This is a genomic window from Methylobacterium brachythecii (assembly GCF_014196345.1).
Classification (GTDB): domain Bacteria; phylum Pseudomonadota; class Alphaproteobacteria; order Rhizobiales; family Beijerinckiaceae; genus Methylobacterium; species Methylobacterium brachythecii.
The window spans coordinates 23,455-36,441 of the sequence record NZ_JACIDN010000009.1; the positions used below are offsets into that span (position 1 = coordinate 23,455).

A 12,987-nucleotide genomic window follows, 5' to 3' on the forward strand; every position below is an offset into this window, starting at 1 on the left:
CAGCTGTTTCGCTTTCGGCCTTCCGCTGTTTCGAACGCACTGCGGTCGCCGTTCATTTCCCTGCCGGCGTAGGCCGGCTGGGAGAACGACGATGGGACATTCTGAAAATGATCCGGTCTTCAAGAATCGCCGAGCATGGAATGCTGGCCGCAAGCTCGGCGCCAAGCGTGCCCTCAAACCGCAGCAGGTCTGGGCAGTCCGCTTCTGGCTCGACCGCGAGCAGCGCGTCCGTGATCGTGCGATGTTCGATCTCGCTATCGACAGCAAGCTACGCGGCTGCGATCTCGTAAAACTCAGGGTCGGTGATCTCGTGAGCGGCGGTCGCGTTCGCACACGGGCTATCGTTATCCAGAGCAAGACTGGCCGCCCCGTGCAATTCGAAATCCTCGAACCAGCCCGGACCAGCATCCTGACGTGGCTGGAATGCCGTGGCGGCACGCTGGACGACTACGCCTTTCCAAGCCGGATCGACCACACGGGCCATATCAGCACCCGGCAGTACGCCCGATTGGTCGATGAGTGGGTGACGGGCATCGGCCTAAGACGCGAGGACCATGGCACGCACTCGCTCCGGCGGACGAAGGCATCATTGATTTACACGCGGACGGGCAACTTGCGCGCCGTGCAGATCTTACTCGGGCACACCAAGATCGAGAGCACGGTGCGCTACCTCGGCGTCGATGTCGAAGATGCGCTCATTTTGGCCGAGGCGACTGAGATCTGATAGGCAGCTTCTCGGCGCCAGCGCGCCGAGGAGCCCCAAAACCGCCGAGCCGGATAGCGCCCAATCTCGCCGTTCATCCGCGAACTGCGATTCCCGAAAGCGGACCCGCCCTGGCCCAAAACGGTGCCCCCTTGATCGGCGATCATGAATGCCCTGGCAGGAATCGGTGCCGTTCGTCGCGAAACCGACGAATGATGAACTCCCGGCAGACCGCGACGCGACGTGCGTCGTGGCTGTCCGGATGGGACATCAGCCAGTAGGTTCTCCGGAACTGGGTGTCCGGCAGGACACGGACGAGCTCCTGGCAATCGGCCACCGCGAAATCGTGCAGGATACCGATGCCGGCTCCGCCTCTCACCGCTTCGAGCTGTCCGATCGCGCTGGCGCACCTGAACACGCGCCGTGTCCGATCCTCCAGAAAAGCGGCGTAATCGAGCGCGGAAGCGTAAGTGTAATTGTCGACGCCCGTCACGCCCGCATGCCGGGATAGGTCGGAGGGCGTCTCGGGCATTCCCTCGCGATCGAGGTAGGACCGTGCCGCATAGAGCCCGAGGCTGTAGTCGGTCAGCTTCGCGAGGGTCATGCGGCCGTGGGTAGGCCGGTCGAGAGCGATGGCGAGCTCGGCTTCCCGCCGCGACAGCGAAAACGTCCGCGGCAACGGCACGAGTTCGACGACCAGATCGGGATAGCGGATGGCCAGCTGGCCGAGTTCGCGTGACAGGAAGAGGTTTCCGAGCGCGTCGGGAGCGCCGATCCTGACGGTGCCGGCTGGCTCGACGTCGCCGAGATGCATCTGCGAGGTTGCGGCGATGACCTCCGCCTCGATGCGCTCCGCGACGGGCATGAGGCGCTCTCCGGCCTCGGTGAGAGCGGAGCCGTTCGGCCGGCGATGAAACAGCGTCGTGCCGATCTCCTCTTCCAGACTGCCGAGACGGCGAGCGACCGTCGCGTGGTTGAGGCCCAGCCTTCTCCCGGCCTCGAGCATTTGCCCGTGACGCGCAACGGCCAGGAAAATCTGGAGGTGGTCCCAGTTCAGGGGCATTGATTTGCGCACAACGGTTGAGCGGTATCGGCTATTGAAACATATTTTTCGTAGTCCGAAAAAGCTCGCCATAAACGGGCAGATGCGCTGCTGCCGCCCAAAGAGAGGATCTGCCATGCCCACCGAGATCGGCCACTACATCGATGGCAGCCGCGCAGGCGGCCGGAGCGACCGGACTTCGCCGGTCTTCAATCCGGCAAGTGGCGAACAGACGGGTGTCGTCGCGCTCGCGAGCACATCCGAAGTCGATCGTGCGGTCGCGTCTGCCGTTGCAGCGTTCCCGAAGTGGTCCCGGACTCCTGCGCTTCGTCGCGCGCGGATCCTCAACAAGTTCCTCGGTATCTGCGAAGAGCGCATCGACGAGCTGGCGGCCCTGATCACGGCCGAGCACGGCAAGGTGCACTCGGATGCGAAGGGCGAGGTTCAGCGCGGACTGGAAGTCGTCGAGTTCGCCGTCGGCATCCCTCAGCTCCTCAAGGGGGAGTTCTCCGAAAACGTCGGGACGCAGGTGGACAGCCATGCGCTGCGGCAGCCCCTCGGCGTCGTCGCCGGCATCACGCCGTTCAACTTCCCCGTCATGGTGCCGATGTGGATGTTCCCCGTCGCACTGGCTTGCGGGAACTGCTTCATCCTGAAGCCGTCGGAGCGTGATCCCAGCCCGTCGATCCTGATGGCCGAGTGGCTCAAGGAGGCGGGTCTTCCGGACGGCGTGTTCTCCGTGGTCCAGGGTGACAAGGAGGCGGTCGACGCCCTGCTGCACCATTCCGACATTGCCGGCGTGAGCTTCGTCGGCTCCACGCCCATCGCGAAGTACATCTATTCGACTGCAACCGCGAACGGGAAGCGCGCGCAGGCCCTGGGCGGTGCCAAGAACCACATGATCGTCATGCCCGATGCCGACATGGATCAGGCGGTCGATGCTCTGATGGGTGCAGCTTTCGGCTCGGCGGGCGAGCGTTGCATGGCGATCTCCGTCGCCGTGCCGGTGGGCGAGAAGACCGCAGATGCTCTGATCGGGAAGCTCGTCCCGAAGATCAACGCCCTCAAGGTCGGCCCTGGAACCGATCCCGAGTCGGAAATGGGGCCGCTCGTCACGAGGCAGCACTACGAGAAGGTGCGCGGCTATATCGATCAGGGCGTGGCTGAAGGGGCCGAGCTGCTGGTCGACGGTCGCGACCTCAAGCTCCAGGGCTACGAAGACGGTTACTTCCTCGGAGGCACGTTGTTCGATCACGTCACGCCGGACATGCGGATCTACAAGGAGGAGATCTTCGGACCCGTCCTCGGGATCACCCGAGCCCCCGACTACGCGACGGCGGCCAAGCTGATCAACGAGCACGAGTTCGGCAACGGCACCGCGATCTTCACCCGTGACGGCGATGCGGCGCGGGAATTCGCCCATGAGATCCAGGTGGGCATGGTCGGGATCAACGTGCCGATCCCGGTGCCGATGGCCTTCCATTCGTTCGGTGGCTGGAAAGCCTCGTTGTTCGGCGATCACCACATGCACGGCCCGGAAGGCGTCCGGTTCTATACCCGCCTGAAGACCATCACGACCCGCTGGCCGACCGGCATTCGCGCAGGCGCCGAGTTCGTCATGCCGACCATGAAATAGGGTCCGCCGCCCGGCTTGCCCGAACACGTATCCGACGAACGAGGCGACGGCGGAATTGAGCCGATTGCCAGCTACCCGTATGATTTCTTGAACGGCGCTCAAGAAGAAGAGTCGGCGGATTGTCGCTTCGGGAACTTCGCACTTTCGTTGCCGTCGCCGAGGGTGGATCCTTCGCTGCGGCCGCCAAGACCGTCGGGCGGACGCAGTCTGCCATTACAGTCCAGATGAAGGTGCTGGAAGACGAGTTCCGGGTGGCGCTCTTCGATCGTTCGAACCGCCCCCCTACCTTGACGTCGGTCGGGCGGGCTCTGCTGCCGCACGCCATCGAAGCGGTCGCTGCCTACGACCGCCTGTTTCAGGTGATCAACGACACGACGGTCGAGGGACATCTCAGGCTCGGCGTCGTGCCGAGCGTGATGACCGGCGTCATGCCGAAGGCGCTCAAGGCTCTCCGGGAGCGCTACCCAGCGCTTCACGTCGAACTGGCCATGGGCCTGTCGAAAGACTTGGTCGGCCGCGTCCAGAAGGGTGCGATGGATGCGGCGGTCGTCAGCGATTTCAAGCTTTCGAACGCTGGCCTTCGCTGGTCGCCGTTTTCCCAGGAGCCGCTGGTCCTGATCACTCCGCTCGATGCTCCGGCGAAGAAGGCGGAAGACCTGCTGACGGCATACCCGTTCATCCGCTACTCGCGGCACGCGTGGGTTGGGCAACTGATCGACGACTTCCTGAAGCGACGAAAGATCCAGGTCCGCGAGGCGATGGTGCTCGACACGCTGGAGGCGATCCGAACGATGGTCCATCACGGATTGGGCGTGTCGGTCGTTCCTCAGCGTTCGACGGACGACGCGAGCGATTTGCCCGTGCGGACCGTTCGATTCTCGGGGCCGACGACGCAGAGGATCGTTGGTGTCGTCCAGATGGAGGAGCACGCGAAAGCGGCGCTGGTCGACGTCCTTCTGGACGTCCTGAAACGCGAAGCGGCTCCCGGCTCTGGGCGCATCGATCGCGTCGCGCCGCGGCGGCCAAAGCGAACCGGCAACGGTGGCGACCAGACCTGAAAACGCGGTCGAAGAGCCTGCGTCTTCGACGATCCGGCACCGGCTCCGGCCATCGATCCCGCCGCCGCGTTCTATCCGCGACGGGTGAGGACAGCCCTCTAGCGGTGTCAGGGCGGCGAAGCACACGCGCAGCTCCATAGAGGCCTGCCGAGGCATCGCGATCGACTGCGTATCTTCAAAATCATCAAAGATAATCTTGAAGGAAATTCGATTGTTGTAAATCAAGGGCGATGTTAGAAAAATTCTCAAGAAAGTGATACGCGGGAGGACATTGAGGATGCCGCAGGCGGATAATGCCTCCCTGACGGTGTCTATCTGGCGCGGCGGCCAGGATGGAAACTTCGAAACATATTCCGTGCCCAATCGTCAGAACCAGACAGTTCTTGATGTCGTCACGCATGTTCAGCGGCACATCGACCCGACACTGAGTTATCGTTTCGCGTGCCGCGTCGGAATGTGCGGCTCATGCGGCATGACCGTGAACGGTCGTCCGAGATGGACCTGCCGGACGCACGTCTCCAAGGTTGCGAAGGACGGAAAGCTTCAGATCGCGCCGCTTTCGAACCTGCCGGTCATCAAAGATCTTGCGGCGGACATGCAGCCCTTCTTCGAGAAGTGGCAGAAGGCCGGCGGCGTGTTCGAGCCGTCGAAGTCGCGGGCCGAGCCGGTCGAACCGATCCGCCCCAACGAGCCGCAACGGATCGCGGCCGACGAGGGCATCGAATGCATCAATTGCGGGGTCTGCTACGCCGGCTGCGACACGGTGCGTTGGAACGACGACTATCTCGGACCGGCCGCCCTCAACAGGGCGTGGACGCTGATGAACGACCGCCGCGACAGCGCTCAGAAGCCGCGACTTGCCGCTGTCGCGGCCAATGGCGGATGCCATGCCTGCCACACCCATCAATCCTGCCAAGAATACTGTCCTCAGAGCCTCAACCCGACGGGGTCGATCTCGCTGCTGAAGAGGCTGGCGACGAAAGCTTATCTCAAGGGTGAGCTGAAGCCATGAACGTGAGGCTCTACATCTGGCAGCGCGGCACTGCCGCGCTGATGGCACCCTTGGTGCTCATCCATCTGGCCGTTATGTTCTACGCGACGCGCCAGGGTCTGACGGCGCACGACATCCTCGGCCGTACCCGCGGCAGCATCGCCTGGGCGATGTTCTATGGAACATTCGTCGTCGCAGCCGCCATCCACGCCTCGATCGGCATCCGGAACATCCTCGTCGAATGGCTTCCCGTCCGGGACCGGGCCGCGGCCTTTCTGTCGTCCGGACTGGGCATCCTCCTGATCCTGCTCGGCGCCCGGGCTGTCTTCGCCGTGGTGTTCGCATGAGCGCACCTCCGCGCCCCTATCGCCGGAATGCGCTCTGGATCGCCGCCATGGTCCACCGGGTCTCCGGCATCGGCCTCGCGCTCTTCCTCCCGCTTCACTTCCTGGCGCTCGGTCTGTCGCTTCAAGGTGCGGCCCGGCTCGATTCCTTCCTGCGCTGGACCGACATCCCGCTGATCAAGCTGGCCGAAGGCGGCCTCGTCTTTCTGCTCGGCGTCCATTTCCTGGGAGGATTGCGCGTCCTGTTCGTCGAGAACTTCGACTGGCGCGTGAACCAGTTCCGGGTGGCAACGGCGGCGGGTGGCGCTGCGGCGATGCTCGCATTCGCATTCCTGATCCGGGTTCTGTGAGGTCGACGATGAGCATCGAACGCATCGAGACCGATATCCTGGTCCTGGGTTCGGGTGGGGCGGGTTTGTTCGCCGCCCTGCATGCGCACGACCGCGACCCGTCGCTGACCGTCACCATCGCGACCAAGGGGCTGCTCGGCAAATGCGGCTGCACCCGCATGGTCCAGGGTGGCTACAACGTCGCCCTGCACAATGGCGACTCGATCGAGCGCCACTTCATGGACACGATCGAGGGCGGCAAATGGCTGCCCGATCAGGAACTGGCCTGGACTCTCGTCTCGACCGCGCCGGAGCGGGTCCGGGAACTCGAGAACGAAGTCGGCTGCTTCTTCGATCGGAACGCCGACGGCTCGCTCCATGGCAAGGCCTTCGCCGGCCAGACGTTCGACCGCACCGTCCACAAGGGAGACCTCACGGGCATCGAGATCATCAACCGGCTGATGGAGCAGGTGTGGAAGCGCCGCTCGATCCGGAAGCTCGAGGAGCATCGGGCGATCGCGATGATCCCGGACACCAGCGGGAAGGCTCTGTCCGGTATCCTGATGATCGACATCCGGACCGGCAAGCTCCGCTTCGTACAGGCGCGGGCCGTCCTGATGGCGACCGGCGGCGGACCGACGATGTACCGCTATCACACGCCGTCCGGCGACAAGAGCATGGACGGGCTCGCCATGGCGCTACGTGCCGGCCTGCCGCTGCGCGACATGGAGATGGTCCAGTTCCACCCCACCGGCCTTCTCGCGGGTCCGGATACACGGATGACGGGCACGGTTCTCGAGGAGGGCCTGCGCGGTGCCGGCGGTCATCTCCTCGACGGTGCAGAGCGCCGGTTCATGGGCGACTACGATCCGAAATTGGAACGCGCGACCCGCGATGTGGTCAGCCGCTCGATCTATGCCGAGATGAAGGCCGGCCGAACCTCGCCCAATGGGGGGGTCTACATCCGCATGAGCCATCTCGGCCCCGCTGACGTGGCCAAGAAGTTCAAGGGCATGGTCGATCGCTGCCGCGATTGCGGTTTCGATCTCGCCGGCGGTCTCGTCGAAGTGGTTCCGACAGCCCATTACTTCATGGGCGGCCTGATCTGCCGTCCCGACACGTCCACGGACATGCCGGGGCTCTTCGTTGCGGGCGAGGATGCGAGCGGCATGCATGGTGCCAACCGGCTCGGGGGCAACGGAGTCGCCAACTCGACGGTGTTCGGCGGGATCGCGGGCGACGTCGTGCCGGCATGGATCGCCGCCAATGGCGGCCACCGGCCTCCCGACGAAGTCGCGATCGCCCATGAAGCCGCGCGCTGCACCTATCCGTTCGGCCGCAAGCCCGGGGACGTCAATCGCCTGCGCGAACGGTTGATGGACCTGATGTGGGACGATGTCGGTGTGGTGCGCGACGCCGCCGGGCTTGCCCGTGGGCTCGAAGGCCTGGACGCGATCGAGGCCGAGTTGATGGAGATCGGCGTCCCGGATGGCGACCGTGCCTTCAACCTGACCTGGCACGACTGGTTGAACCTCCGGTCGCTCGTCGAGACCAGCCGCGTCATCGCGCTCGCCGCGGCCCGGCGAACGAACTCCCGTGGCGCGCATTTCAGGTCGGACTTCCCCGAACCCGGCGATCTCGAAACCTCGACCTTCACGGTCGTCAGGCAGACGGGCTCGGACCTGACGATCACCGACGAGCCGGTCCAGTTCACCAGGGTTCGCCCGGGCGAGTCGCTGCTCGTGCAGGCCGTCGCCGCGGAATAGCGGGCACTCCATCTCCAGATCGATATTCGTCGAGACAGCCATGATCCCTCTCGCAACGATCGAGAAGACGGCCGAAACTCTGATGGAGAAGGCTGCCATCGAGATTCCCGAAGACTATCTCGGGGGCCTCCGGCGCTGCGCCGATACGGAGAAGGGCGACCTTTCCTCGTTCGTGATCCAGGCGATGCTGGAGAACTACGAAGCGGCGAAGGAAGATCGGCGTGCGATGTGCGGCGACACGGGAGTGCCGCGCTGGTACGTGAAATACGGCAACGACGCCCGGCCCGAGAGCGGTCCCATCGGCGTCGAGAGCGCCCTGAGGCGCGCGACCGCGAATGCCACGCAGTCCATTCCGCTTCGTCCGAACCGGGTCCATCCGCTCTGGCGAACCGACCACGACAACAATGTCGGCATCAACGCGCCGGAGATCGAATACGCCTTCCACCCGGATGCCGACTGGATCGACCTGACGACCGTCCACAAGGGCGGCCTGTTTGGCTCCGACTACCGGATGCTGTTTCCCGGTGACGGCATGCAGGGCATCCGACGCTTCTTCCTCGACACCCTTGTCGCCTTCGGCAAGCGCGGGCTGGCCTGCCAGCCGGCCATCGTCGGGGTGGGCCTGGGCGGTTCGAAGGACGCCTGCATGGTGCTCGGAAAGCAGGCCTCCTGCCTGCGCACGGTCGGCAGCCGCAACCCGGACCCGAAGATCGCGGAGCTCGAAGACGAGTTCAAGGAACTCGGCAACTCGATCGGCATGGGCGCCATGGGTTTCATGGGCTCGTCGATGGTCGTCGATTGCAACATCGAGGTCGGCTACTGCCACACCGGCGGCATGCCGATGAGCGTGCACATGTTCTGCCTGTCCTCGCGCAGGGCGACGGCGCGCATTCATGGCGACGGCAGGGTCGAGTACCGCACCGACCCGGACTGGTTCACCGACTACTCGCGCCGCGCCACGGTCGAGTGGCACACGCCAGTCCCGATGGCGGCGGAGTGACGGCCATGGCCAGCACCATCAAAACCGTTGAGCTGACCCTGCCCGCCTCCGTCGAGGCGCTTCGCAAGCTCGAGATCGGCACGGTCGTCTACCTGACCGGCCGGCTCTTCACGGCACGCGAGGGCGTCTACAAACGTGCCATCGAGGAGGGCGCCGGGATGCCCGCCGCCAACGTCGATCTCGGCACGGCGAACTTCCACTGCTCGCCCGCCGCCTCGATCGAACCGGACGGCCGTTTCAACGTCGGCGCGGTAACGGCCACCGCCTCGTTCCGCTTCGCGAAGTGGCTGGATGGCTGGTTCAAGCTCTCCGGCTGCAACATCATCATCGGTAAGGGCGGCATGACCTCCGAGATCTATCGGAACGTCTTCGTGCCCAACAAGGCGATCTACCTGACGACCGTCGGCTACGGCACCGGCGCGCTGCTCGGCCGCGGCATCAAGGACGTGCCGGGCGTCTACTGGCGCAACGAGCTCGGTCTCGCCCAGGCGGTCTGGGTGCTCGACGTCGAACATTTCGGGCCGTTCATCGTCGAGAGTGACCTTGACGGTGCGTCCCTGTTCGAGCGCGAGAACGAGAAGATCGCGCCCGGACTGGCGCAGCTCTACGAGGGCACCAAGCCCGCCACGCTGCGCCGCTACGGCGAGACCGACGACAAGACCGACGAGGTGATCTGACGAGCCCGTTCGCCGGTCGGCACGCCGATCGTCGATCCGAGGCAACCTGGAAACGTCGTTGCTGAGCTTCGCAGGCCGCCTCGGCAGACCGGGTGCGGCATCGGGTTACCGTTGCCTGAAGCCGAAAGCATGTCGATGGGAGACGCGCGTTGAGGATCATCGACTTCCGCATCAGGCCGCCATTCGAGGACTTCCTGAACACGGCCATGTATGCCGGCAGCGAGCGGCGCGACCGGATCGCCCGCGCCATCGGCTTCGCGCCGTCCCCCGCCGCGCAGGCGCAGTCGGTCGACGGTCTCCTGGCCGAGATGGACCGGGCCGGCATCACCCATGGCGTGGTGGTCGGCCGGGAATCCGGCAGCCTGGGCTCGGTCGACAACGCCACCGTGAAGGCGTTCTGCGACCAGCATGCCGGCCGCTTCATCCCTGCCGCTTCGATCGATCCCGCCGACCGCAAGAAGGCGATGCGGCAGATCGAGGACTGCCTCACAGCCGGGTTCGCACTGTTCAACATGGAGCCCGGCGGTGCGATGCCGCCGATGCACACCGACGACCGCCGGCTGTATCCGCTCTATGCCCTCCTCGAGGACCGGGAGGTTCCGCTGATCCTGATGACCGGCGGCAATGCCGGGCCCGACATCAGCTACACCGCACCCGAAACCCTCGACCGCGTTCTCGGTGACTTTCCGAAGCTGAAGATCGTCTCTTCGCACGGGAACTGGCCATGGGTTCACCAGATCCTCCACGTCGCGTTCCGGCGGCCGAACCTCTACCTCTCGCCCGATTACCTCCTCGCCAACATGCCCGGCATGGACGACTACGTCCAAGCCGCGAACACTTGGCTGTCCGACCGTGTCCTCTACGCGAGCGCGTTCCCGTTCGCGCCGGTCGACCGGTATTGCGACTGGTTCCGCAAACTGCCCATCGCGCCCGAGAACCTCGAAAAGATCATGTGGGCCAATGCGAGCGACCTTCTGAAGCTGACGGTTTCGCAAGGGGCCGCCCGTGCTTGAGACGCTCATGGTGGCAGCCTGCCTCGGGGGCGCCGGCTTCATTTCCGGGCTGACGGGCTTCGCCTTCTCGCTGATCGCGTCGGGCATCCTGCTGACGATCAAGCCGCCGATCGAAGCTGCGGCGCTCGTGCTGATCTGCAGCATCCTCTCGAACGTCATCGCCATCGTTCGCCTGAAGACGGCGCCGCCTTGGCCGACGGCCCTCGCCATGATCCTTCCCGGGCTCCTGGGAGCGCCGATCGGGATCGTCCTTCTGCACGAGCTGCGCCCGACCGCGATCAAGATTTCGATCGGGATCTTTCTCATCGCCTACGCGATCTTCCTCGCCTGCCTGCGCTCGGACTTCCACGTGAAGGTCAAGGGTTTGTGGGTCGACGGCTTCGTCGGCTTCGTCGGCGGCATTCTCGGAGGGATCGCCGGCCTGTCCGGTGCCCTGCCGACGGCCTGGAGCATGCTCAGGGACTGGGAGCCGCGTATCCAGCGGGCCGTCTATCAGAGCTTCACGCTCGTGATGCAGGTCTGGTCCCTCGCCATTCTCGCGCTCTACGACCCCTTCCCCCCGGAACTCGTCGACGACCTGAAGGTGGGCATCCCCGTCGTTCTGGTCAGCGTCCTGCTCGGTCTGGCCCTCTTCTCGCGCATCAACCAGAAAATGTTTCGATCCGTCGTGCTCGCCCTGCTTGCCGTGCTGGGGCTGACCACGACCGTTCTGGCTCTTCCAGGCCTGGGGCACTGACGTCACGCCGAGCTCGGGCATCCGCGTTTCAACGACGGCATCGTGAACAGGAGCACACCTCATGGATCGAATGCGTGGTGCGGATGTCGTCGCGAAGACGCTCGAACGGCTCGGCGTGACCCGGATCTTCTCGCTGTCCGGCAACCACATCATGCCGATCTTCGACGCCTTGCTCGCCACGAAGATCGAGATCGTCCACGTCCGTCAGGAAGCGGCCTGCGTGCACATGGCGGATGCGTGGGGGCGATTGACCGGCGAGGTCGGTGTCGCGCTGGTTACGGGCGGCCAAGGCATGTCGAACGGTGCCGCGGCCCTGTTCACGGCTTTGGCGGCCGAGTCGCCGCTGCTCCTTCTCTCCGGGCATGCCGGGCTGAAGGAGTTGGGGCGCGGGGCCTTTCAGGAACTCGCCCAGGCTGATATCGCGCGGCCCATGGCGAAGGCGTCCTGGACGGCTTCGTCCGTCGCGACGCTCGGAACCGACCTCGCGGCGGCCATGAGGATCGCTCTGGAGGGAAGGCCCGGTCCGGTCCACCTCGCCCTTCCGGTCGATCTCCTCGAAGAATCCGTCGATGAGCGCAGCATCCGCCTTCCGGATGCGATCGCGCGTGAAGCGGCGACCCCTGCGCCCGATCTGATCGATCGCGTGACGCAGATCGTAGCGGATCACGAACGGCCGTTGATCGTGGTCGGTCCGGCGCTGGGTGGGGACACGCAGCGAGCCGCCTCGAACGCCCTCGCGCAGCGCCTCGGTGTCCCGATCGTGGCGATGGAAAGCCCGAGAGGGATCAACGATCCAGCACTCGGGAGTTTCGCGGAAGTCCTGAAGGAGGCAGACCTGCTCGTTCTAATCGGCAAGCCATTGGATTTCACGCTGAAATTCGGTGACGCACCCGCGGTTTCGGGCGACTGCAAGTTCGTCGTCATCGATCCGGATCCGGAACTCGTCGCAAGGGCGGCCCGCAGCAAGGGCGATCGACTCCTCGCCTCCGGCATCGGCGATCCTTCCGCTGTCCTCGAAGCGCTCGGTTCGTCCGAAGTCCCGGCCGGCTCCAGGCAGGGCGAATGGTATCGGCGCGCCACAGAGGCATTGTCCTACGAACCGCCGGAATGGGACGCCGCCGAATCTCCGGGCCGCGTGCACCCGGTGCAGCTTTGCCGTGCCGTTCGCGATTTCCTGGGCAAGCATCCAGGCGGAACGCTCATCTGCGACGGCGGTGAAATCGGCCAGTGGCCGCAGGCGATCATCAAGGGCGAGCGTCGCCTCGTGAACGGCGTCTCGGGCACGATCGGAGCCTCGATCCCGTTCGCCATCGCTGCGCGCTGCCTGAACCCAGCCGGCCCCGTGGTCGCGATCCTCGGGGACGGCACGTTCGGGTTCCACATGGCCGAGCTGGACACGGCCGTCCGCTACGACCTGCCGATCATCGTGGTCATCGGAAACGACGCCCGATGGAATGCGGAATATCAGATCCAGCTGCGCTCCTTCGGGATCGAGCGCGCCAAGAATTGCGAGCTGCTGCCGTCGCGCTACGAGCAGGTCGCCGAGGCGCTCGGTGGCATCGGCATGCGGGTGACGTCGCCCGAAGAGCTTCCGGCAGCGCTCGAGGCTGCTCACGCGACCGGAAAGCCAGCCTGCATCAACGTGATGATCGAGGGCGTCCCGGCTCCTGCGATTCGACGATCGAGGTAACG

The 12,987-nt window shown here is 64.9% G+C and carries 14 protein-coding genes; 12 read left to right on the forward strand and 2 right to left on the reverse strand.

Going from position 1 to position 12,987, the window contains the following annotated elements:
- Window positions 1-91: 91 nt before the first annotated feature.
- Window positions 92-724, forward strand: a complete 633-nt coding sequence (locus tag GGR33_RS21170; RefSeq protein WP_183509038.1) for a tyrosine-type recombinase/integrase — start codon at window positions 92-94, stop codon at window positions 722-724.
- A 142-nt stretch (window positions 725-866) separates the two neighbouring features.
- Here the strand turns inward: GGR33_RS21170 and GGR33_RS21175 are convergent, their stop codons facing one another.
- Window positions 867-1,760, reverse strand: a complete 894-nt coding sequence (locus GGR33_RS21175) for a LysR family transcriptional regulator (RefSeq protein WP_183509812.1) — start codon at window positions 1,758-1,760, stop codon at window positions 867-869.
- Window positions 1,761-1,881: 121 nt separating this feature from the next.
- Here GGR33_RS21175 and GGR33_RS21180 point away from each other — a divergent pair, with 121 nt between their 5' ends.
- Together GGR33_RS21180 and GGR33_RS21185 are read left to right on the forward strand one after the other, a co-directional pair.
- Window positions 1,882-3,381: a CoA-acylating methylmalonate-semialdehyde dehydrogenase gene (locus GGR33_RS21180; protein ID WP_183509040.1), complete on the forward strand. Its 1,500-nt coding sequence runs from the start codon at window positions 1,882-1,884 to the stop codon at window positions 3,379-3,381.
- A gap of 119 nt (window positions 3,382-3,500) precedes the next feature.
- The gene (locus GGR33_RS21185; RefSeq protein ID WP_183509042.1) at window positions 3,501-4,439 is read left to right on the forward strand and encodes a LysR family transcriptional regulator; all 939 of its coding nucleotides are present in this window, start codon (window positions 3,501-3,503) and stop codon (window positions 4,437-4,439) included.
- A 184-nt stretch (window positions 4,440-4,623) separates the two neighbouring features.
- Here GGR33_RS21185 and GGR33_RS26060 read toward each other — a convergent pair whose 3' ends face one another.
- The gene (locus tag GGR33_RS26060) at window positions 4,624-4,839 is read right to left on the reverse strand and encodes a hypothetical protein (protein WP_246413393.1); all 216 of its coding nucleotides are present in this window, start codon (window positions 4,837-4,839) and stop codon (window positions 4,624-4,626) included.
- On the opposite strand from GGR33_RS26060, the gene GGR33_RS21190 reads away from it, so the two are divergent.
- The 9 genes from GGR33_RS21190 to GGR33_RS21230 all read left to right on the forward strand — a co-directional run bounded on the left by GGR33_RS21190 (window position 4,795) and on the right by GGR33_RS21230 (window position 12,985).
- Window positions 4,795-5,451: a succinate dehydrogenase/fumarate reductase iron-sulfur subunit gene (locus tag GGR33_RS21190; protein ID WP_284211767.1), complete on the forward strand. Its 657-nt coding sequence runs from the start codon at window positions 4,795-4,797 to the stop codon at window positions 5,449-5,451. The two genes, GGR33_RS26060 and GGR33_RS21190, sit on opposite strands and share 45 nt — an antisense overlap.
- A complete protein-coding gene (locus tag GGR33_RS21195; protein WP_183509046.1) occupies window positions 5,448-5,777 on the forward strand; it encodes a succinate dehydrogenase/fumarate reductase transmembrane subunit in 330 nt (109 codons plus the stop codon). Before GGR33_RS21190 ends, GGR33_RS21195 begins: the two co-directional genes overlap by 4 nt.
- Window positions 5,774-6,124 carry a succinate dehydrogenase, cytochrome b556 subunit gene (locus tag GGR33_RS21200; protein ID WP_183509048.1) on the forward strand — a complete coding sequence of 117 codons (351 nt, stop codon included), beginning with the start codon at window positions 5,774-5,776 and terminating at the stop codon, window positions 6,122-6,124. Before GGR33_RS21195 ends, GGR33_RS21200 begins: the two co-directional genes overlap by 4 nt.
- A gap of 8 nt (window positions 6,125-6,132) precedes the next feature.
- Window positions 6,133-7,869: an L-aspartate oxidase gene (locus GGR33_RS21205; protein WP_183509050.1), complete on the forward strand. Its 1,737-nt coding sequence runs from the start codon at window positions 6,133-6,135 to the stop codon at window positions 7,867-7,869.
- A gap of 40 nt (window positions 7,870-7,909) precedes the next feature.
- Window positions 7,910-8,869: a fumarate hydratase gene (locus tag GGR33_RS21210; RefSeq protein WP_183509052.1), complete on the forward strand. Its 960-nt coding sequence runs from the start codon at window positions 7,910-7,912 to the stop codon at window positions 8,867-8,869.
- Window positions 8,870-8,874: 5 nt separating this feature from the next.
- The gene (locus tag GGR33_RS21215; RefSeq protein ID WP_183509054.1) at window positions 8,875-9,546 is read left to right on the forward strand and encodes a fumarate hydratase C-terminal domain-containing protein; all 672 of its coding nucleotides are present in this window, start codon (window positions 8,875-8,877) and stop codon (window positions 9,544-9,546) included.
- Window positions 9,547-9,695: 149 nt separating this feature from the next.
- Window positions 9,696-10,559 (forward strand): amidohydrolase family protein, encoded by an 864-nt coding sequence (locus GGR33_RS21220; protein WP_183509056.1) that lies wholly within the window; start codon window positions 9,696-9,698, stop codon window positions 10,557-10,559.
- On the forward strand, window positions 10,552-11,295 hold the full coding sequence (locus GGR33_RS21225) for a sulfite exporter TauE/SafE family protein (protein WP_183509058.1): 744 nt from the start codon (window positions 10,552-10,554) through the stop codon (window positions 11,293-11,295). The genes GGR33_RS21220 and GGR33_RS21225 overlap by 8 nt, the downstream gene beginning before the upstream one ends.
- A gap of 61 nt (window positions 11,296-11,356) precedes the next feature.
- Window positions 11,357-12,985, forward strand: coding sequence for a thiamine pyrophosphate-binding protein (locus GGR33_RS21230; protein ID WP_183509061.1), 1,629 nt, complete (start codon window positions 11,357-11,359; stop codon window positions 12,983-12,985).
- Window positions 12,986-12,987 lie beyond the last annotated feature (2 nt).